This window comes from Neorhizobium galegae (assembly GCF_021391675.1).
Lineage (GTDB): Bacteria > Pseudomonadota > Alphaproteobacteria > Rhizobiales > Rhizobiaceae > Neorhizobium > Neorhizobium galegae_B.
The window spans coordinates 1,567,015-1,587,509 of sequence record NZ_CP090095.1 but is presented as its reverse complement, the minus strand read 5'-3'; the positions used below and the strand labels follow the sequence as shown (position 1 = coordinate 1,587,509).

Sequence of the window (20,495 nt, the reverse complement as noted above, 5' to 3'; positions counted from 1 at the left end):
GCATGCAAAAATTGACGGATTGGTTTTGGAGACGCCGGCCAGCCAGACCGATCCGGCCTCGCCGCCGCCGGATCGATCTCGGTACCAACCCGCCCTCCTATCCGATCTATGCGATCGGCGATGTGCATGGCTGTATCGACGAACTTCGGGACGCCGAGGCCCGCATTGCCCATGACATGTCGGAGAACCGCCGTCCCGGAATGGTCATACTGCTCGGCGACTATGTCGACCGGGGCCCCGCGTCGAGCCACGTCCTCGAACATCTGATCAGACCCAGCGAACACGGCCTGAGGCGGATTGCGCTCTGCGGCAACCATGACGATATCTTCCTGAGATTCGTGGACGATCCGAAGCGTTATTCCGAATGGCTGGGAATGGGCGGCGAACAGACGCTCCTCTCCTATGGCATGGATCCGTACCAGCTCGGCGCGCGCGGCAGGAAGCACGACGCCAGGTTTGGCGAACTGCTGCTCGAAGCGGTGCCGGTGCCACATAGAAAATTCCTTGCCAATCTCCCGGTCAGCCTGACGATCGGCAAACTCGTCTTCGTCCATGCGGGCCTGAGGCCGGGTATCCCGCTGGAACGGCAGAGTGAGGAGGACATGCTCTGGATCCGCGAGGCTTTTCTTGCGACCGGACCGCAGCTGCCGCTTCTCGTCATCCACGGACATACGCCGCAGCCGGAACCGGATTTTGGACCCGGCCGGATCGGCATCGATACGGGCGCCTATTATTCCGGCAGGCTCACGATCCTCAAGATCGACGGCGGCCGCTTCTCGTTCCTTTGAACGACAGGGATCGAGACCACCGGAACAGCAGAGGCTTGATCATCGAGCCGAAGAAGCGTGTTATGTTGTCGGCGGGGATCGAACGCCAGGCCGTCCTCGATCGGAAGCGGAGCCATGCCGGAGGAGGGTAAGGCAGACAGACAGACACCAGCCGACCGCCGCCGCAGGCAGCGTTCGGCGGTTTTGGTTTTCGGCTTTTTCCTTGGGGTCGTGCTGGCCGCCCTCGCGACGACCGTGCTCACGGTCAACAATGGCCGAAACTATAAACGGCTCGTCCGGCAATTCGCGCTGGAGCAATACCTTTTCCCCGCGTTACCGGCGCCATCCTTGCGGATCGACAGGCATAGATCGCTGCCACCGGCGGAACATTATCCGCCCTGGCTCCTCAAGGCGGGCCTCGAGCGGATGGCGGTATTCGAGAAGACCGAGGCGCTTTCTGCCGACGAACGCTGCGACCTGCTGCGGGACGACAGGGGCACGGCGCCGACCTTCACCCGTTCGGGTGACGATTGGGAATGCCTGTTCTTCGAGGAATTCGGGAATGCGCCGGAACCGGCCGCGATGTTCATCCAGGTCCGCGGCACGGACCCTGACATGGTCACCAGCTTTCGCATCAAGGTCAGCCTGACGGACCTGACCATGGAGCTTGCGGTACTCAGCGAAGCCATTCGTGCCACCGAGCGGTTCGGCCTGCCAATGACGCCCGAAACCCGAAGCTATCTGATCGAGAAACTTGCGGGACGCACCGAGTTCAGCTCGATCGTCGAAAACTACCGAATGACGTTCAGCCGGGAGATCACCGATGCACGGCGCTACAATCTGCTGATCCTGCCGCGCCGGCAGACGGCCGGCTGCGGCGAACGCCCGTCGCCCCCGCCGGACAGGTGGACCGCGCCGATCTATCGCATGCCGGTCGGCTGCCTCGCGCTGCGCAGCATGCCTCAGCCGCAATCCGCCTCTTAGGCTCGCTCCAGCTGGACGAGGTCCAGCCTGTCCCCCAGCTCGCGGCGCGCCGTCTCGACCAGGCTCATCTGGTGGGTAAAGAGTACCGTCTGGAATTTTTCGCCGGCCGCCGCGAGCGTCCGGATGCCCGCTGCGGTCCGCTCGTCGTCGAAGGTCTGGAAGATGTCGTCGAGGATCAGCGGCGCCGGCTCGTTACGGCTGCAATAGTCCTCCAGGAAGGCGAGCCGCAGCGCCAGATAGAGCTGATCGCCGGTGCCTTCGCTCAAGCCGTCAAGCCTCACCTGCTCGCCGGTTTGCCGTTCGACCGCGAGCTGCAGCTCGTCGCGCTCGTCATAGACCTGGACGAGGCGCGAGAAACGGCCGCCGGTGAGATCGGCGAAGACCTGCCCTGCCCGCTGCATGACCGGATCGGCCTGGCGTTCGCGATAGGCGTCCATCGAGCTCGCCAGAAGGCCGGCGGCGAGCTTCAGCACGACCCAGCGCCGCGCCAGTTCCTTGGCTTCCTGTTCAGCAGCGAGCTTCTGGAAGACGGCGCGTTCGGCACCGATGCCGGTTTCCAGCTCCCGGCGGCGGCGCTCGCTATCGGCCCCCGCGATGCCGAGCGCCTTCATCCGCTCGACCTGCCGGGCATCCTCGGCATCCAGCCGCTCGATTTCCAGGCCGGCGGTGATCCTGTCGAAACCGACGAGTGCTGCACGTGCCTCGTCCTCGGTCGCACCGTCCGCCTGTTCGGCAAAGCGGCCGCGGCATTGCGCGAGGCTCGCTTCCAGCCGGTTGCATTCGCGAAGATCACGGAGAAGGCCATCGGCCTCCTCGATATCCTTGGACGCGGTGGCGGCAAGCCCGCGCAGGTCCGCCATAAGTCTTTCCGCGTCGGCGGCGTGCCGGGCCACCGCGAGCTCGGCGCGCTCGAGCGCTGTGGTGAGGGTGGCCCGCTGGTTTGCGGCAGTCTTTGCGTCTGTTGCGCGGTCATTCAGCATGCCCGCCGCGACATCGGCAGGCAGCGAGACCAGATCCGGCGCCACTGCGGCGGCGAGCGCCTTCACCTCCGCTTCGAAATCCTCCATGTCCCGCGCCATGCCCTTGACGCGGCGCTCCCGGTTTTCCCGTTCGGAGAGGAGATCGGGAACGGTGCGCCAAACATCCAGCGCCGCGAGAGCCATATCGACCGTCGCGTCTTCGGAAAGGCCCGCCAGCACCGCGGCATTGGAGAACGTCGAGCGCCAGCGTTCGATATCCCGGCGCAAACCGGTCTCGCGTTCCTCCAGCTTTTCCAACGCCTCTTCGGCGGAGTGGCGTTTGCCTTCCAGCGAACGGCTTTCGGTCCAACGCTCGGTCAGTTCCCCGATCCGGCGTTCCAGCCCGCGGGCGAGTGCCCGCGGCGGCAGTGCGGACGCGGCGAGACCGATGGCATCGGCCAGCCCCAGCAGTGCCGGCTTGAGTTTTTCCTCCCTGAGACGCAGCGTCTCCAGCTCGTCGCGCGCCTCGCCCAATGCACCCGACAGCAGGGAAAGGCCGTCGACGGCACGTCGCCACTCGATCATCCGCTCCGGCGTCGACGGTGCGACAGGTGCTGCATGGAAAAGGTCTTCGAATTCGGTGACCGCATCGGCGACGGCAATGTCGCTTTCCCTGGCCGCTGTCTCGGCAGCACCTACCGCCTCAAGCAGTTCCCGCTGCCGCAGGGTGAGGTGGGCATGGCGCGAGACACGTTCTGCATCGGCGAGCACCGCATCGGCGAGCCGGTCTGCATCCTCCACGGCGATCTTCAGTTCGTTCAGATTTTCGGCGGAAGGTTTTGTCCCGAGCGCATCGATCTTTTCGTCGCGGACGGCTCTTGCCGCTGCGATATCCTCGCGGGAGACGATCCGCCCCTGCCCTTCCAGCGCCACAAGCTGGCCGGCGATCACCTTGGCTTCGTCGCGGATGCCGGCGAGCCTCTGGGCCGCTTGGCTGCTCTCCGCTTTGGCCGCGTCGATCAGCCGTCGGTGATGGGTGAGCGTCGCGATATCCGGCAGCGGCACCGAGAGAAGACGGGCGATATCCTTGACCGGCGGGTCGAGACGCGCGGCTGCGGCGGCAAGATCGCTTTCGGCACGGGCGACGCGCACCTGCAGGTTTTCGATGCCGGAGAGCTCGTTGGTATCGGGACGCAGCACGGCGAGCTGTTCCGCCCACGGCTTCGGATCGATCAACCGCCCATCCGGCCCATGGTCTCCCAGCCGCCGCAGAACATCCTGCGCGTCCTCGATCTGCTGGCGAAGCTGTTTTACGCCGCGATCAAGTTCAGTGCCCTCCTCGACCAGTTTTCGCAGGCGCACGAGATCTGCGTCGGCCGGCTGGGCGCGCTGAAGCTCCTCGAATTTGCCAAAACCGAGCCGGCGTGCCGCCTGCGCGATACGCTGATCGAAATCGTCGACCTCGCCGCGCACTCGGGCGATATCTTCTCGCGCCTTGAGATAGGCGCCCTTGTCCGCATGAGCTGCCAGGATCCTGGGCGCCGCGGCGATCGGAGCATCATCGACATGCACGGCGCTGATTTCATCGCGCAGACGCGATACCTCGGCTTCCGCAGCCTTGAGCGCTTCGGCGTTCTTGTGCTCCGCCTCCAGGGCCGCGGACAGGCGTTCCTCGTAGCCAGCCGGCAGCGCAGCCAGCGCTTCGTATTGCGTGAGCAATTCCCGCTCACGCTCGATCTCCCGCAGCACCGGTTCAAGCCGCAGCAGTTTCCGCAACCGATCGAGGGCGCGCTTGGTTTCCTGCCGCTCCGCCTGCACGGCGGCGAGTTCAGTTTCGATCTCGGCCTGTTCGGCGAGCAGCTTTTTCCAGTCGCCGGATTTCAGCTCGTTGTCGCGTTCGGCCTTGCGGGCCTCATCATGGCTGTCGAGGACCTGATAGAACGAGCGGTCCTTGGAGCGGCGCGGCGCATAGATGCCGTCGGCTTCCGCATCGAGCGACTTGCGCAGGTCCGAAAGCCCGGTCAGGCCGGAGGCTGCGGAAAACAGCAGGCTGCCGATCTCGCCGCCGCTCTTCAGCATCGTCTCACCGCCGGCCCGGAGCGATGCGGAATCGAGCCCGAAGGCGCGCTCGAACACATCGCGGGACAGCGTGCCGAGGAACGGCGCCAAAGCATCCTCGGCCAAGGCCTCTTCCGCCTCGTTGGCGGCGAGCAGCGTGTTCTTGCGGCCACGGCGGCGGCGGAATTCGAGCACCTGGCCATCGCGCGCGGTGATCGCGGCACCGACGCGAAGCGCGGTGGCATCATGCAAAAAACTGTATTCGGCGGCAGTCGGGAAACCGAACAGCAGGTCGGAGATCGCCGACAGCGCCGAGGACTTTCCGGCTTCGTTCGGTCCGTAGATCACATGCAATCTGGCATCCGGTCGAAAAATGAGCGTCCGGTCGGTCAGCGCGCCGTAGCGCAGAATGTCGAGGCGGTTGAAACGCATGGATCAGCCCGCCCTCGCCGCGCGCGAGAGCAGGAGATCGCGGGCCTCGGCCAGCAGCGCTTCGGCGTCATCACCGAGCGCCAGATCGCCGGCGCCGATGCCACCGGGCAGGCGCGCGGTGATCTCGGCGATCTTCGCGTTGGCATCGGCAAGCAGCTCCGCGGGAAAGCCGTCGATCGGGATGAGACCTTCGAGGCCGAGCATGTCGGTCGCGACGCGCGCGCCGTTGGTTTCCGGTTCCAGCCGCACTTCCAGTTTTTCGAGCCAGATATCCTGGTGGGAGCGATGGCAGGCCGCCTGCACCTCGTCGCGAAAATCCTCGGCGCGGGCCATGACCTCGTTGCGGAAGCGGCTTTTGCCCGTGAGGCGGATGCGCAGCGCCAGCGGCCGGCCTTCCATCCGTTCGACGACATCTTCCAACGCACTCTCGATGCGGCGCAGGATCGCCGGGATGTTGTCGTCCGGTTCGACCGCGACCACGAGTTCGGCAAAGCGGGCGCTGTCTGTGATGATCCGCTCATGGGTGATACGACCGTCCTCGACGGTCACCAATACAGCGCCCTTCGCTCCCTGCTCGCGGATCGAACGACCCTGGAGATTGCCCGGGAAGACCACCAGCGGGTCTTCGGCGACAATCTCGAAATCATGCACGTGACCGAGCGCCCAGTAGTCATAACCACGCGAGCGCAGATCCTCGACCGAGCACGGGGCGTAGGGTGCATGCGGCTCGCGGCCGGTGAGCGAGGTGTGCAGCACGCCGATATTAAACCAACCCGCTTCGGGCTTCGGATAGGCCAGCGCCAAGTTATCGACTGCCGAGCGCTCGGCAAAACCCTGGCCGTGCAGCGCCACCTTCAAATGGTCCAGCTTGAAGCTGCCCGGCTTGTTGACCGGGAACTCGCTGACATTCTTCGGCAGGGTGATCGTTTTGGTAATGACGCTTTCGGCATCATGATTGCCCTTCAGCAGGAAGACCGGAATGCCGGCGCGTTCCAGCCGCGCCACTTCGCGGTTGAAGAAGAGGCCGATCTTGTTGTCCTTCCAGTCGCCGTCATAGACGTCGCCGGCGACAATGAAGAAGTCCACCCTGCGTTCGACCGCCTGGTCGACCAGGCCTGAAAACGCCCTGCGGCTCGCCTCGATGAACAGTTCGGCGATGGCAGCGTCCTTCAGCGCCAGCCCCTGGAAGGGACTGCCGAGATGCAGGTCGGCGGCGTGAATGAATCGGAAGGAGGACATCGAATCGCTTGTTTTGATTGCCGGAGCTGATCAGGTGTTTTAGGCAAATGCCGGGCGGGAAGAAAGCTCGGGGTTCCGCAGCCTGTGGATAGCCCAATCAAACTCGGAGGACACCATGAGAAACCATGCGTTCGGACGCACATCCTTCACCGTCAGCGAGATCGGTTTCGGCGCCTGGCAGATCGGCGGCTCCTGGGGCGACGTCAGTCAGGCGGACGGGGCGAAGGCGCTGGAAGCGGCGCTCGACGCCGGCGTCACCTTCATCGACACCGCCGACGTTTATGGCGACGGTCGTTCGGAAAAGATCATTGCCGGTGTCCTGAAATCGCTCGGCGGCAATCGCCCGATGGTCGCGACCAAGGCCGGCCGGCGCCTCAGCCCGCATGTCACTGAGGGCTATACCAAGGCCAATCTCGAAGGCTTCATCGACCGCAGCCTCAAGAACCTCGAAATCGACAGCCTCGACCTCGTGCAGCTCCACTGCCCGCCGACCGAAGTCCTCTACCACCCGGAAGTTTTTGGCGCGCTCGACGATCTGCGTCGCGCCGGCAAGATCAAGAATTACGGAGTCAGCGTCGAGAAGGTCGAGGAAGCGCTGAAGGCGATCGAGTATCCCGACGTCACCAGCATCCAGATCATCTACAACATCTTTCGCCAGCGCCCGGCCGACCTGTTCTTCAATGAGGCCAGGCGGAAGAATGTCGCGGTCATCGTCCGTGTACCGCTCGCCAGCGGGCTGCTGTCCGGCAAGATTTCTCGCGATACAGCCTTTGCCAAGGACGACCATCGCAACTTCAACCGGCATGGCGATGCCTTCGATGTCGGCGAGACTTTTGCCGGCGTGCCGTTCGAAGTCGGCCTCCAGGCGGTCGAGGAAGTCCGTAAGCTGGTGCCGCAGGGAGCGCCGATGGCGGCTTTCGCGCTGAAATGGATACTGATGAACGAGGCGGTGACGGTCGTCATTCCGGGCGCCCGCAACGAGGCTCAGGCCAGGGGCAATGCGGCGGCGGCAGAACTTGCCGCGCTTTCGGCCGACGTGATGACGGCCACCAAGGAAATCTATGCGCGGCTGGTTGCCCCGCATGTGCATCAGCGCTGGTAGAGACGCCGAGCTTGCCCCTCATCCCCCTGCCGGGACCTTCTCCCCGTTCTGACGGGGAGAAGGAAGATGGAGCACCGACCATGCCACAAGTCCCTTCTCCGCGTCAGAACGGGGAGAAGGTGGCGGCAGCCGGATGAGGGGCTATCGCCGACGGTGCTTAGCTTTTCTTCTACACGCCAATCGTGAACCGGTAGATCGTCCCACTATCGGATTTCACCCGCTCCACGTTCCGCCCTCCGGCAGCGTCGATCACCCGAGGCCAGAAAGCCTGGGCCGGCGTATTCAACGCCATGACGTTCAGTTCCCAGAGGCCAGGATGCGCGTGCAGGACGGCGGTCGCTGCGTCGCGTCCAGCACCATGCCCTCGCGCTTGCGGAACGATATAGAACTCGGCGATCGAGAAATCGGTGCCGCGGCCGGATGCGGACCAAGTGTTGACGAAGGCGAAGCCGATGCATTCGCCGTTCCGTCGAACGAGATAGGGCCAGCGGCTTCCTGGCTCCAGCCAATAGGCATCGAAATACGGGTAGTCGGGGCCGGAGCCGCCATATCTTTCGGACTCCGTGAGGTATTCGGAAAGAAGATCCCTCAGCAGAGGTTTGTGCGCCGCGGACGCCAGTTCCAAGCCAATACCCATTGTGTCTCTTTACACAAAAAAGGCCGGGCAAAACCCGGCCTTTTCCGCTTCAGCCTTCAAGAGCTTAGTTGGTGCCCTTGAGATCGACCGGGAAGAACAGCGTCTCGCCGGAGCTGTCATCGACGCCGTCGTTGTCGGTGACCGCGAAGGCCTTGCCGGACTTGTCGAAGGTGAAGCCTTCCAGCTTGTCGACCACATAGCCGTTCGAAGCCTTCAGATCCGGGATGAAATCGTGGGCTTCTTCCTTCTTGACCACCGGCAGATCGGTGCCGATCTTGGCCGGTTTCAGGTCGGCGATCGCCACCCGATAGAGCTTCTTCAGCTTGGCGGCATCGCCGATCAGGTTGTCGCGCTCGATGATGTAGACGTAGTCGCCATGGGCGGTGATTTCAGAAAGGCCGACCCAACCGGCCCCGGCCTTGTCGAGCGGGTAGCGCACGGCGCCCCATTCCTTGGACTTCGGCTTGTAGGAGACGAGCTTGACGGTACCCTTCGGGTCATCCTTCCATTCGCGCTGCATCGCCATCCACAGGACCATGTCGTCGCCTGACCCGACCGTCGTCACGCCTTCGAAACCGAAGCGGGTCTCGCCGGCGAGCAGGTCTGCTGGCAGGCCGATCTCTGCCTTGATCTCGCCCTTGGCATCGACGTTGTAGAGGCCATGGCCGGTCAGCTTGGCCGAGTCGCCTTCCGACGCCAGCCAGAAACCGCCCTTGCCGTCGAGCGCGATGCCCTCGATGTCGAGTTTCTGGGCCGGCTGGCCGCCGCGGGTGATGCGCAGGACGCTGGTGATTTCGGCGGGCTTCCTGGTGGTATCGATGGTGAAGATCGACGGCTGCATGTTGTAGACCGAGTCGCTGACGGCATAGAGGATGCCGTCCTTCTGGGCGTCGCCGACCAGGCCCGAGAGCGCGCCCCAGCCGAGCACATTGCCGTCGACATCCTTGGAGACGAGCTTCGGATAGTTGGCCACGCCTTCTTCCAGGGCGTAGATCATCACATGCGAACGGGCGCCGCCGTCCTTGCCGAGATCGACTTCATTGGCAGTCGCAAACAGGTTGCGGCCCGGAATGGCGACGGCACCTTCCGGCGAGATGCCCGAGGGCAGGATCTGCATGAGCTGCGGTTCGGCACCGGTGTCCTTGTAGACGGCGACAACCGAGGCGCGTTCGGCGAGCAGGAAAAAATACTTCTGGCCGTTGAAGGTCGCGGCTTCCATGCCTTCGACCTCGATGCCCTTCGAACGCGCGCGCTTTTCCGGGAAATGGCCGAGGCGGGCAACCGCGCGCTCCAGCGAGGCGCCTGATTCGTAGAGAACCTTGCCGGTGCGATCGAAGATGGTGAAGCCGCGCGAGCCGCCCTTCCAGTCACCTTCGTTGGCGACGACCAGGCGGTTGTTGTCGAGCCACTTGACGGCGTCAGGCTCGCGCAGCGCCGAAGCCTTGCCGGTGAAGGACAGCTGGCCGTCGGTCTTGTTGTCGATGCCTTCGAGATCGGCCTTGCCGGCGGAGAAGTGGCCGGTGACCTGGCCGGTCTTACCGTCGATGATGACGATCTCGTTGTTTTCCTGCATTGTCAGGGCAATTTCGCCATTGTCGTTGATGGCGACGAATTCCGGCTCCGGATCTTCCGGCGCGACACCGGCAAGGCCGGTCAGCGTCACGTGCTTGATCGAGGCGCAGTCGGCGGTGCCGTCCTTCAGGGAGACGATCACCAGGTCGCCGGCCGGCATCTGCGGGAGGGCGCCATCGTTGACGTCCTCGTCGCGCTCGTTCTCGATGGCGATCGCGGCAAAGGTCTTGTCCTTGGAGACGGTGATCGAATCCGGCTGGCCGCCAAGATCGCAGGTCAGGTCGACCTTCTTCGTCGCAATGTCGACGACGGCGAGGATGCCGGTCGGCTTCTGCTTGCTTTCGCCGGTGTTGACGGCGGCGAGAACCTTCTTGCCGACCGACGCAACCGAGGTCGGTTCGCCCTTGAAGGTGAGCGCGCCGAGCGCCTTCGGGGCCTTCGGATCGGTGATGTCGACGAAGCCGATCGCGCCGAGCGGGCTATCGGTATAGATGAGCGTCATGCCGTCTTCGCTGGCGGTGACGATTTCGGCCGAGCTCGGGCTCAGTTTGTCCTTGTCGGCGGGAAGATTGGCGGCGACGGGGAAAGACGCGATGCGGTTGAAAACCTGCTCGGCGCTCGCCGGCACGGCAACGGAAGCAAGAAGTGCTGCGGTCAACGCGGCACGAAGTGAAAACGTCATGGGAAGCCCTCCTGTCCATGAAACACAGGTGGCTTGTGAGCCACGGTCGTGACAGGCGGATGACAGTTTTCGCATCCGGCGTCCTGGCCGGCGGAGATTAGCTGTTCGTAAAAAAAGGCCCGGGAAAAACCCGGGCCTTTTCAAATGCGAGACTGTAACAGGATGCCTCAAAGGCAGCGCGTTAGCTGTTGACTGCGTCCTTCAGGCCCTTGCCGGCCGAGAACTTCGGCACGTTACGTGCCGGGATGTCGACTTCGGCGCCGGTCGACGGATTACGACCCTTGGACGCTTCGCGACGGGAAACGGAGAAGCTGCCGAAACCGGCAAGACGGATATCGCCGCCCTTCTTCAGTTCAGCCTGTACGGTCTCAAAAACGGCGTCTACAGCGGATGCGGCATCAGCCTTGGAGAGGCCGGCCTTCTCGGCCACTGCGGATACCAACTCATTCTTATTCATGTTTCCACCCCTTTCAAACGGTTTTGGAACGACTCATGTAATCGGGGCAGACAATAGTCAGGCGCCCGCCCGTGGCAACCCAAAAGCTCCGCAATCGCCTGAAAAACAAGGGGTACGCGTTATTTTTCACAAAAAAAGCCGGCGTTGTGCCGGCTTTTTTCATTGCTGGTGCCAATTTGGCATAACCCAAAAGGCTATCGATCAGTGTGCGACGGCAACGCCTGTGTCGTCCACGCCTTCGACCGTGGTGATCAGCGGCGTTTCCACCGTACCATCCCATTCGATCGCTTCCGGCTGACGGACGAGCGCGTGACGGATCACCTCACCCATGCGGGAAACCGGAATGATCTCCATGTTGTTCTTCACGTTATCCGGAATCTCGGCCAGATCCTTGGCGTTTTCTTCCGGGATCAGAACGGTCTTGATGTTGCCGCGAAGGGCGGCAAGCAGCTTTTCCTTGAGGCCGCCGATCGGCAGCACGCGGCCGCGAAGAGTGATCTCGCCCGTCATCGCCACGTCCTTGCGAACGGCAATGCCGGTCATGATCGAGACGATCGCGGTTGCCATGCCGACACCGGCCGACGGGCCGTCCTTCGGGGTCGCCCCTTCGGGAACGTGGACGTGGATGTCCGACTTGTCGAAGCGCGGCGGTTCGATGCCGAAATCCACGGCTCTGCTGCGGACATAGGATGCCGCCGCCGAGATGGATTCCTTCATGACTTCCTTGAGGTTGCCGGTGACCGTCATGCGGCCCTTGCCCGGCATCATCACGCCTTCGATCGTCAGCAGCTCGCCACCGACTTCCGTCCATGCGAGGCCCGTGACCACGCCGACCTGATCCTCGCCCTCGGCTTCGCCATGGCGGAAGCGCGGAACGCCGAGGTAGTCGGAGATGTTGGCCGCGGTGATCGCAACCGACTTGGTCTTGCCCTTGATGATCTCGGTGACCGCCTTGCGGGCGAGCTTCATCAGCTCGCGCTCGTAGCTACGAACGCCGGCTTCCCGCGTGTACTGCTGGCTGATCGCCATCAGGGCATCGTCGGTGATCGAGAATTCGTTCGGCTGCAGGGCATGTTCCTTGATCGCCTTCGGCAGAAGGTGACGCTTGGCGATCTCGCGCTTCTCATCCTCGGTGTAACCGGCGATGCGGATGATTTCCATACGGTCCATCAGCGGAGCCGGGATGTTCAGCGTGTTCGCCGTGGTGATGAACATCACGTCGGACAGGTCGTATTCGACTTCCAGGTAGTGGTCCATGAAGGTCGAATTCTGCGCCGGATCCAGCACTTCGAGCAGGGCCGAAGACGGATCGCCGCGGAAATCCATGCCCATCTTGTCGATCTCGTCGAGCAGGAAGAGCGGGTTGGACTTCTTGGCCTTCTTCATCGACTGGATGACCTTGCCGGGCATCGAGCCGATATAGGTGCGGCGGTGACCACGGATTTCGGCTTCGTCACGGACGCCGCCGAGAGCCATGCGCACGTATTCGCGGCCGGTCGCCTTGGCGATCGACTGGGCGAGCGAGGTCTTGCCGACGCCCGGAGGGCCGACGAGGCACAGGATCGGACCCTTGAGCTTGGTTGCACGGGCCTGCACGGCGAGATATTCGATGATGCGTTCCTTGACCTTGTCGAGGCCGAAGTGATCGGCTTCGAGGATCTTCTCGGCATTGTTGAGGTCGACCTTGACCTTCGACTTCTTGGCCCACGGAATGCCGAGCAGCCAGTCGAGATAGTTGCGCACGACCGTGGCTTCCGCCGACATCGGGCTCATCTGCTTGAGCTTCTTCAGCTCGGCATCGGCCTTTTCCTTGGCTTCCTTGGACAGCTTGGTCTTGGAGATGCGCTCTTCCAGTTCGGCCATCTCGTCGCGGCCTTCCTCGCCGTCGCCGAGCTCCTTCTGGATCGCCTTCATCTGTTCGTTGAGGTAGTATTCGCGCTGGGTCTTCTCCATCTGGCGCTTTACACGCGAGCGGATGCGTTTCTCGACCTGCAGGACCGAGATTTCGCCTTCCATGAAGCCAAGCGCCTTTTCGAGGCGCAGCTTGACGGAAACCGTTTCCAGCATTTCCTGCTTTTCGGTGATCTTGATCGACAGATGCGACGCGACCGTATCGGCCAGCTTCGAATAATCCTCGATCTGGCTTGCGGCGCCCACCACTTCCGGGGAGATCTTCTTGTTGAGCTTCACGTAGTTTTCGAACTCGGAAACCACGGAGCGCGACAGGGCTTCGACCTCGACCGCATCCTCGTCGGGTTCGGCAAGAACGCTCGCCGTCGCCTCGTAGAATTCTTCACGGTCGGTATAGCCGTCGATCTTGGCGCGCGAGCGGCCTTCGACCAGAACCTTGACGGTGCCGTCGGGCAGCTTCAGGAGCTGCAGCACGTTGGCGACGGTGCCGACCTTATAGATTGCCGAGGGTTCGGGATCGTCGTCGCCGGCGTTGATCTGGGTGACCAGCATGATCTGCTTGTCGGAACCCATCACCTCTTCGAGCGCGCGAATAGACTTCTCCCGTCCGACGAACAAAGGCACGATCATATGCGGAAAGACCACAATGTCGCGCAGCGGCAGCACCGGATAGGTTTCGCTACCAGGCGTCGCAGACGTTGAATTCGTCATTTCATTTCCTTTCCATCGTCCCGTTTCCGGGATACGTCCCGGGTAAATCACCCGGGCACTTCACTCTCGCCCAAAGTGGAGTTTTCGAAATTTGATTTCAAGCCTTGCAAGGCCGCCGCCGCATAGGATTGTGACAGGGGTATTACAAAGCGTGCGCACACTACGCCACGCAGAACGCCAAGGACACGGGACGCGACTCACTGGAACTGCCAACCTGCGATCACTTGCAGGCGAAGCAGCCCGAACGTCGATGATCTTCCCGCACCGTCTCTAATGCAAGACGAATATGGTGCAATTCTTCGCGAGGCAAAAATGGTGGAAAAATCAAAATAAGCAAGGCTATCCACCAACATAAAAAAGAGGCCCCGACAGGGCCTCTTGCATGGTGCGGTCCGGAACGGGCGGATCAGGCCGAAACGTTCGCCTTTTCATCCTGCCGGTCGGCATAGATGTAGAGCGGCCGGGCGTTTCCACGCACGACGTCGTCCGAGATGACCACTTCGCGCACGCCTTCGAGCGTCGGCAGTTCGAACATGGTGTCGAGAAGAATCTTCTCCATGATCGAGCGCAGGCCGCGGGCGCCGGTCTTGCGGGTGATCGCCCGCTTGGCGATCTCGCGCAGCGCATCCTCGTGGAATGTCAGATCGACGTCTTCCATCTCGAACAGGCGCTGGTACTGCTTGATCAGCGCATTCTTCGGCTCGGACAGGATCTGGATCAGCGCGTCCTCGTCGAGGTCTTCGAGTGTCGCCAGAACCGGCAGACGACCGATGAATTCCGGAATGAGGCCGAACTTGACCAGATCTTCCGGCTCCAGTTCGCGCAGCACTTCGCCGACGCGACGGTCTTCCGCAGACTTCACGGAGGCGCCGAAGCCGATCGAGGTCTTTTCGCCGCGAGCCGAGATGATCTTGTCGAGGCCCGCAAAGGCGCCGCCGCAGATGAACAGGATGTTCGTCGTGTCGACCTGCAGGAATTCCTGCTGCGGATGCTTGCGGCCGCCCTGCGGCGGGACCGAGGCAACCGTGCCTTCCATGATCTTCAGAAGTGCCTGCTGCACGCCCTCGCCCGACACGTCGCGGGTGATGGACGGGTTGTCCGACTTGCGGGAGATCTTGTCGACTTCGTCGATATAGACGATGCCGCGCTGGGCGCGCTCGACATTGTAATCCGCAGCCTGCAGGAGCTTCAGGATGATGTTTTCGACGTCCTCGCCGACATAGCCGGCTTCGGTCAGCGTCGTGGCATCGGCCATCGTGAAGGGAACGTCGATGATGCGGGCGAGCGTCTGGGCAAGATAGGTCTTGCCGCAGCCGGTCGGGCCGACGAGCATGATGTTCGACTTCGCAAGCTCGACGTCGCCGCCCTTGGAGGCGTGCGCCAGGCGCTTGTAATGGTTATGCACCGCGACCGACAGGATGCGCTTGGCCTGCTTCTGGCCGATGACGTATTCGTCGAGGACCTTGATGATGTCCTGAGGCGTGGGCACGCCGTCGCGGGACTTGACCATCGAGGTCTTGTTCTCTTCGCGGATGATGTCCATGCACAGTTCGACGCATTCATCGCAGATGAATACGGTCGGTCCGGCGATCAGCTTCCGGACTTCGTGCTGGCTCTTTCCGCAGAAAGAGCAATACAGGGTATTCTTGGAGTCGCCGCCGTTGCTGCCGCTGACTTTGCTCATATCACTTTCCTTCCAGCACTCCGCACTCACGTCAAAACGGGCGCGGTCCACTCTACCGCTTGCCGGCGCGCGCCCGACGGGCCTCGCGCGCCTGCCTTGCCTTAAGGGTACTCTACCGATCCTGCGCACATCATGCGGGATCAGCGGCAACGAAACCCCTAAGAAACGAATGCTATGTCACAAAAGTTCAACACAGCATTAATAAGTACTAATAGCGCTTTCCGTGCGACTTGAAACCCCTTTTTGCTCACATCGGGGTGAGGTGCACAGGTCCCGCCATCAGACTCAGTCTCCGGAGCCACCTTCCATTTCCTGACGCGATGTCAGGATCTTGTCGATGACGCCCCAATCCTGGGCTTCGTCTGAAGTCATGAAGTGGTCGCGGTCGAGGGTCTTTTCGACTTCCTCCAACGTGCGGCCCGTGTGCTTCACGTAGACCTCGTTAAGACGTCTTTTCATCTTCAATATGTCACGGGCATGACGTTCGATATCGGACGCCTGGCCCTGGAAGCCGCCGGACGGCTGGTGCACCATGATGCGCGCGTTCGGGGTGGCAAAGCGCATCCCCTTCTCGCCGGCGCATAGGAGCAGCGAGCCCATCGAGGCTGCCTGGCCGATGCAGAGCGTCGAAACCGCCGGCCTGATGAACTGCATCGTATCGTAGATCGCCATGCCGGCCGTCACGACGCCGCCGGGCGAATTGATGTAGAGAGCGATTTCCTTCTTGGGGTTTTCCGCTTCCAGGAAGAGAAGCTGGGCGCAGATCAGCGACGCCGTATAGTCTTCTACGGGGCCGGTGAGGAAGATGATGCGCTCTTTCAGAAGACGCGAATAGATGTCGTAGGAGCGCTCACCGCGATTGGTCTGCTCGACGACCATCGGCACCAAGGCCATTGCGGTATCAACTGGATTTCTCATGTCCGTCCTTTGTCAAGCACTTGCCGAAGGCGGATAAGCGCTCCGGAATCAAATGGAATGGGTCATCCCTACATAGAGTGTCAACGCCCGGTACTTCAAGACGGAGCATCCGATATCCTTAACTGCCCGGGGATGCGCGAGGCTGACCGCTATTACGATTCTCCTCGGATCACAGCCGGCAGAGGCCCCGTTTTCCCTGATGGCACAGGTTTTTGCGCGATCAGGGTAAAGCAGGCGTGAACATCGTCTCGAAAATTCCGCCGCGACCGGCCAAACCCAGGATTTTCCGCGATTCGATGCAACGTCGTCTTAAAGACTGCGTGTCATGCTGGCCCCGCTCGACATCGAGTATTGGAGTTTCGGGTGGATATTTTAACGGGCCTGATGATCTGGGCGGCGGAGGCGCTGACGCTTGCCGTCCTCCTGTGCTCACGCTGGTATTACGAGCGGGACCGCTTCTACCTGAGCTGGGGCAGCGGGTTTGCGCTGCACGGGATCGGCGTCATCCTGGTCGCGTTGCGCGGCGACATCCCCGATTTCGTCTCCATCCAGATCGCCAATACGCTGGTGCTCGCCGGTGTCGGCCTGTGGATCGCCGGCCTCCTGCAGTTCGACCGGAAGCCCGTGGAAGCCTATATCGCCATCCCGGCGCTTCTTTGGGTGGCGGGCATGTTCCTTTATCCGATACGCGAGAACTTCGCCCACCGGGTGGCTCTCCATAATGTCGCGACGATGGTCGGCCATGCGATCATGATCTATATTCTCCTCAGGAACCATGGCGCGTCGAAGATGACGCGACGGGTGCTTGCGGCCTTCATCTCCGTACAATTCTGCGCAAACGGCGTCGTCGCCGTTCTGGTGGTCGCCGGCGAGGCGAAAACCATCGGTGCTTCGCCGCACTCCGCCTGGCTGCTCTTCCCGGCGGCAGTCTGTCTCATCGCCATCGTCATGACCGGCGCCAAACTGCTGACCGAGCGTTCCGAGGAGAAGCTCAAGACGCTTGCGGTCACCGACCCGCTGACCGGCGTTCTCAACAGGCGTGGACTGATCGACGAGTTCCATGCCTTGAGAAAACTCGTGAACGAGGAAAAGCCGCTGATTGCTTTCCTGCATTTCGATCTCGACAGCTTCAAGCAGATCAACGACCGCTGCGGCCACCAGGCCGGCGATACGGTGCTGATCGCCTTTTCGCAGGTCGGCCAGACCTCGATGCGCGGCCGCGGCTTCTTCGGCCGGATGGGCGGCGAAGAATTCGCCTCCATCCTGCGCGTCGGCGATATGATCGAGGCCGCGAGCATAGCCGAAGCGATCCGCCTGACGCTCAAGCGCCAGACCATCGTCACGGGCGAGCACAACATCACGGTCACCGTCAGCGCCGGCATCGCGCTCGCAGCAGCGGAAACCGCCGACCTCGATCTTCTGCTCAGCACCGCGGACCGGGCGCTCTATACCGCAAAGGACGGCGGTCGTGATCGCACGGCGATCGATACCGGCACCGACGCCTCGGTCGTCCCGGCCGTCGACCGGCAGGGTGAGGACGAGGCACCAACCGACGTGCGCGCCAGCCACCAGGTCGCAGCTCTCAAACGCATGGCGTCGCTCGGCAAGCGCTGACGTCCTCTTGTCCTCTTCATCCTGAAACCCACATTCGTCCGCAGGGATCAAACGCGGAGAGTGCGTCATGCGGGCAGGATTTTCGGGGATCAGACTTTTCGCGTGCATTTTTCTTTCCTCGGCGCTTTCCGTCTCGATGTTTTCGGCCGGTACGGCACTTGCCCAGCAGGCTTCCGATACCGTTGCCCCGGAGCGGGCAACGGGGTTCACGTCGGCCAAGCGCGTCGAGACGAAAAACTTCATGGTCGCCGCCGCCAATCCGCTGGCGGCCGAAGCCGGGCGCGACGTGATCGCCAGGGGCGGCAATGCGATCGACGCCCTGATCGCGGTCCAAACCGTGCTCGGCCTCGTCGAGCCGCAGAGCTCCGGCCTCGGCGGCGGCTCGTTCCTCGTCTATTACGATGCGGCTTCCAACAAGCTCACCACCTTCGACGGCCGCGAGACGGCGCCGATGGAGGCGACGCCAAAACTTTTCCTCGATGCGCAGGGCCAGCCGCTGAAATTCATGGACGCGGTTGTCGGCGGCCGTTCGGTCGGCACGCCGGGCACCGTGCGCCTCCTCTCCGAAGTCCACAAGCGCTACGGCAAGGCCGACTGGGCGAGCCTGTTCGAACGGGCGGAGAAGCTCGCCGCGGACGGTTTCCAGGTCTCGCCCCGCATGGCTTCGCTGATCGCCGCCGACGGCGACCGGCTGAAGAAACACGATGGTCCGAGGGGTTACTTCTACGACGCGTCTGGCGCGCCGCTGAAGGCCGGCGCGGTGCTCAAGAACCCCGCCTATGCCGAGACGCTGAAGGCGATTGCGACCGGCGGCGCGGATGCCTTCTACAAAGGGCCGATCGCCGAGGCGATCGTCAAGGCCGTGCGCGAAGCCCCGGGCAATCCCGGCGTCCTGTCGCTCGCCGATCTCGCCAATTACCGCGTCAAAGAACGCGAGCCGGTCTGCGCCGCCTATCGGGCGCTCGACGTCTGCGGCATGGGACCGCCCTCCTCCGGTGCGGTCGCGGTCGGCCAGATGCTCGGACTGATCGAGAATTTCGACGTGAAGGCCCTCGGCCCACGGAATCCTGGGAGCTGGCGGGTCATCGGCGACGCGCAGCGCCTCGCCTTTGCCGACCGCGAGCGCTACCTCGCCGACCCGGATTTCCAGCCCTTGCCGATCAAGGGCCTTTTGAAGAAGGACTATCTCGGCAAGCGCGCCGGCCTGCTCGACGGCACCAAAGCGCTTGGCGCCGACCAGGTGAAGGCCGGCGAGCCGGAATGGGACCACGCGCTGCTGTTCGGCCGCGACGCGGCGATCGAGATGCCCTCCACCAGCCATTTCGCCATCGTCGACAGAGAGGGCAACGTCGTCTCGATGACCACGACGATCGAAAGCGGCTTCGGCTCGCGGCTGATGACAAACGGCTTCCTGCTCAACAACGAGCTCACCGACTTCTCCTTCAAGACCCATGACGGCAGCCTGCCTGTCGCCAACCGCGTCGAGCCGGGCAAGCGGCCGCGCTCCTCGATGGCGCCGACGATCGTGATGAAGGACGGCAAGCCGCTGCTGGCGATCGGCTCACCCGGCGGCAGCCAGATCATCGGCTATGTGGCGCAGGCTCTGATCGCCTATATCGACTGGGACATGCCGGTGGAGCAGATCGTCGCCCAGCCGCATTTCATCAACCGGTTCGGGCCTTACGAGATCGAGGCCGGCACCGAGGCCGAAAAGCTTGCCGAGCCTTTGAAGGCGCTGGGTTACGAGGTGAAGCCGGGCGAGATGAATTCCGGACTGCATGCGATCGAGATCACCGCGAACGGTCTCGTGGGCAGCGCGGACCCGCGCCGCGAGGGCGTGGCGGTCGGAGAATGATCAATCGGCGCCGTAGACGAGCGCCGTCTTCGTCCTGCCTTTCGGATCGACGAACGGCGAGCCGCTGAGCACGGTCATAGCCGTCCAGGCGTTGCGGACGACCTTGGCGTCCGCCTCGCCGTCATCGAGGGGAAAACGAAAACTGAATTCGGCGGCGATCGGATTCTGCGCCTCGTCTTCCTTCCACCAGAGGATCAACGCGCACTCGGCCTCCACCTTTTTCGAAAGGCCCAGCCAGCCGTCCTCGAAGACGTGCTCGATCACCTTCAGCCCCGAAACGGTCTGAACCTTTTCCTTCAGCGGCGGCAGTGACGCGCCGTCGAGTTTCTCGAAAGGGGCGAGACAGTTGCCAACGGTCAGGAGTTTCTTTCGGGGGCCGAACCCGGCCTCGACGGAGCGGCTGAAAAGCGCCCACAAGCCCGGCATTCCGGATCGCGGAACCGCCTTGACGTCCTCTTCAAACTTGCCCCGTCCGCGCCCCTCCCGAAGCCGGAACGTCTGTGCTCCGGCGAGCAGACGGTCCCCATGGCGGAATTTCAGCGTCGCCTCCCAATCGCCCTCGGAGGCGACTGGCCGTCGCAGGCGGAAAACTAGGTCCGAGCGCTCGTAGAGGGCCTTGTCCTCGGTATCCAGGAAAAACACGTTTCGCTGCTTGTCCGGCTCCAGCAGATTCAGTTTGCCGCTTGCGCCGATCCCGGCATCGCCCAGCCGATTGACCGTGTCCGCCCAGAAATCCGCGGCCTTCGAACGGTAGGCGGCTTCGTCGCCGGCAAACTCCTGCGCGTGTAGCGTCAGCTTGTATTCGCGCGATGACAGCTTCAATTCATCCCTCCCCCGAGGCCCCAAACTCCCCGTGCATGACCGACCATGCGCGCAATCCTGAATAGCGTCAATTCGGCCCACTTTCCCCACC

Annotated in this window: 14 protein-coding genes; 5 read left to right on the top strand and 9 right to left on the bottom strand. The window is 62.7% G+C overall.

All coding sequences use genetic code 11. The annotated features are described in order from the left end of the window. Window positions 1–2: 2 nt before the first annotated feature. Both LZK81_RS07955 and LZK81_RS07950 read left to right on the top strand, forming a co-directional pair. Window positions 3–788 (top strand): metallophosphoesterase, encoded by a 786-nt coding sequence (locus tag LZK81_RS07955; protein WP_046609998.1) that lies wholly within the window; start codon window positions 3–5, stop codon window positions 786–788. Window positions 789–902: 114 nt separating this feature from the next. Continuing rightward, on the top strand, window positions 903–1,751 hold the full coding sequence (locus tag LZK81_RS07950; protein WP_233955733.1) for a DUF6030 family protein: 849 nt from the start codon (window positions 903–905) through the stop codon (window positions 1,749–1,751). Here the strand turns inward: LZK81_RS07950 and LZK81_RS07945 are convergent. Beyond that, the gene (locus LZK81_RS07945) at window positions 1,748–5,200 is read right to left on the bottom strand and encodes an ATP-binding protein (RefSeq protein WP_233955731.1); all 3,453 of its coding nucleotides are present in this window, start codon (window positions 5,198–5,200) and stop codon (window positions 1,748–1,750) included. The genes LZK81_RS07950 and LZK81_RS07945 overlap by 4 nt on opposite strands. Window positions 5,201–5,203: 3 nt before the next feature. After that, entirely contained in the window at window positions 5,204–6,439 is a 1,236-nt protein-coding gene (locus tag LZK81_RS07940; RefSeq protein WP_233955729.1) for a metallophosphoesterase family protein, read from the bottom strand. Between the two features lie 115 nt (window positions 6,440–6,554). On the opposite strand from LZK81_RS07940, the gene LZK81_RS07935 reads away from it, so the two are divergent. Beyond that, window positions 6,555–7,541: an aldo/keto reductase gene (locus LZK81_RS07935; RefSeq protein ID WP_233955727.1), complete on the top strand. Its 987-nt coding sequence runs from the start codon at window positions 6,555–6,557 to the stop codon at window positions 7,539–7,541. 169 nt (window positions 7,542–7,710) lie between these two features. Here LZK81_RS07935 and LZK81_RS07930 read toward each other — a convergent pair whose 3' ends face one another. The 6 genes from LZK81_RS07930 to clpP form a co-directional block, all read right to left on the bottom strand. Beyond that, window positions 7,711–8,178, bottom strand: a complete 468-nt coding sequence (locus LZK81_RS07930; RefSeq protein ID WP_046609921.1) for a GNAT family N-acetyltransferase — start codon at window positions 8,176–8,178, stop codon at window positions 7,711–7,713. 64 nt (window positions 8,179–8,242) lie between these two features. Continuing rightward, entirely contained in the window at window positions 8,243–10,432 is a 2,190-nt protein-coding gene (locus LZK81_RS07925; protein WP_233955725.1) for an esterase-like activity of phytase family protein, read from the bottom strand. A gap of 181 nt (window positions 10,433–10,613) precedes the next feature. Then, on the bottom strand, window positions 10,614–10,889 hold the full coding sequence (hupB, locus tag LZK81_RS07920) for a DNA-binding protein HupB (protein WP_007753405.1): 276 nt from the start codon (window positions 10,887–10,889) through the stop codon (window positions 10,614–10,616). Window positions 10,890–11,090: 201 nt separating this feature from the next. Then, window positions 11,091–13,511: an endopeptidase La gene (gene lon, locus LZK81_RS07915; RefSeq protein WP_046624289.1), complete on the bottom strand. Its 2,421-nt coding sequence runs from the start codon at window positions 13,509–13,511 to the stop codon at window positions 11,091–11,093. A gap of 406 nt (window positions 13,512–13,917) precedes the next feature. After that, the gene (gene clpX / locus LZK81_RS07910) at window positions 13,918–15,195 is read right to left on the bottom strand and encodes an ATP-dependent Clp protease ATP-binding subunit ClpX (RefSeq protein ID WP_007753415.1); all 1,278 of its coding nucleotides are present in this window, start codon (window positions 15,193–15,195) and stop codon (window positions 13,918–13,920) included. A gap of 285 nt (window positions 15,196–15,480) precedes the next feature. Further along, entirely contained in the window at window positions 15,481–16,113 is a 633-nt protein-coding gene (clpP, locus tag LZK81_RS07905; protein WP_038585636.1) for an ATP-dependent Clp endopeptidase proteolytic subunit ClpP, read from the bottom strand. Between the two features lie 363 nt (window positions 16,114–16,476). On the opposite strand from clpP, the gene LZK81_RS07900 reads away from it, so the two are divergent. Both LZK81_RS07900 and ggt read left to right on the top strand, forming a co-directional pair. Further along, the gene (locus LZK81_RS07900; RefSeq protein ID WP_233955724.1) at window positions 16,477–17,727 is read left to right on the top strand and encodes a GGDEF domain-containing protein; all 1,251 of its coding nucleotides are present in this window, start codon (window positions 16,477–16,479) and stop codon (window positions 17,725–17,727) included. Window positions 17,728–17,863: 136 nt separating this feature from the next. Continuing rightward, window positions 17,864–19,582: a gamma-glutamyltransferase gene (gene ggt / locus LZK81_RS07895; RefSeq protein ID WP_233956502.1), complete on the top strand. Its 1,719-nt coding sequence runs from the start codon at window positions 17,864–17,866 to the stop codon at window positions 19,580–19,582. On the opposite strand, the gene LZK81_RS07890 is transcribed toward ggt, so the two are convergent. Next, complete coding sequence (locus LZK81_RS07890) at window positions 19,583–20,404, bottom strand: hypothetical protein (protein WP_233955722.1); 822 nt, start codon at window positions 20,402–20,404, stop codon at window positions 19,583–19,585. Between the last annotated feature and the right edge of the window lie 91 nt (window positions 20,405–20,495).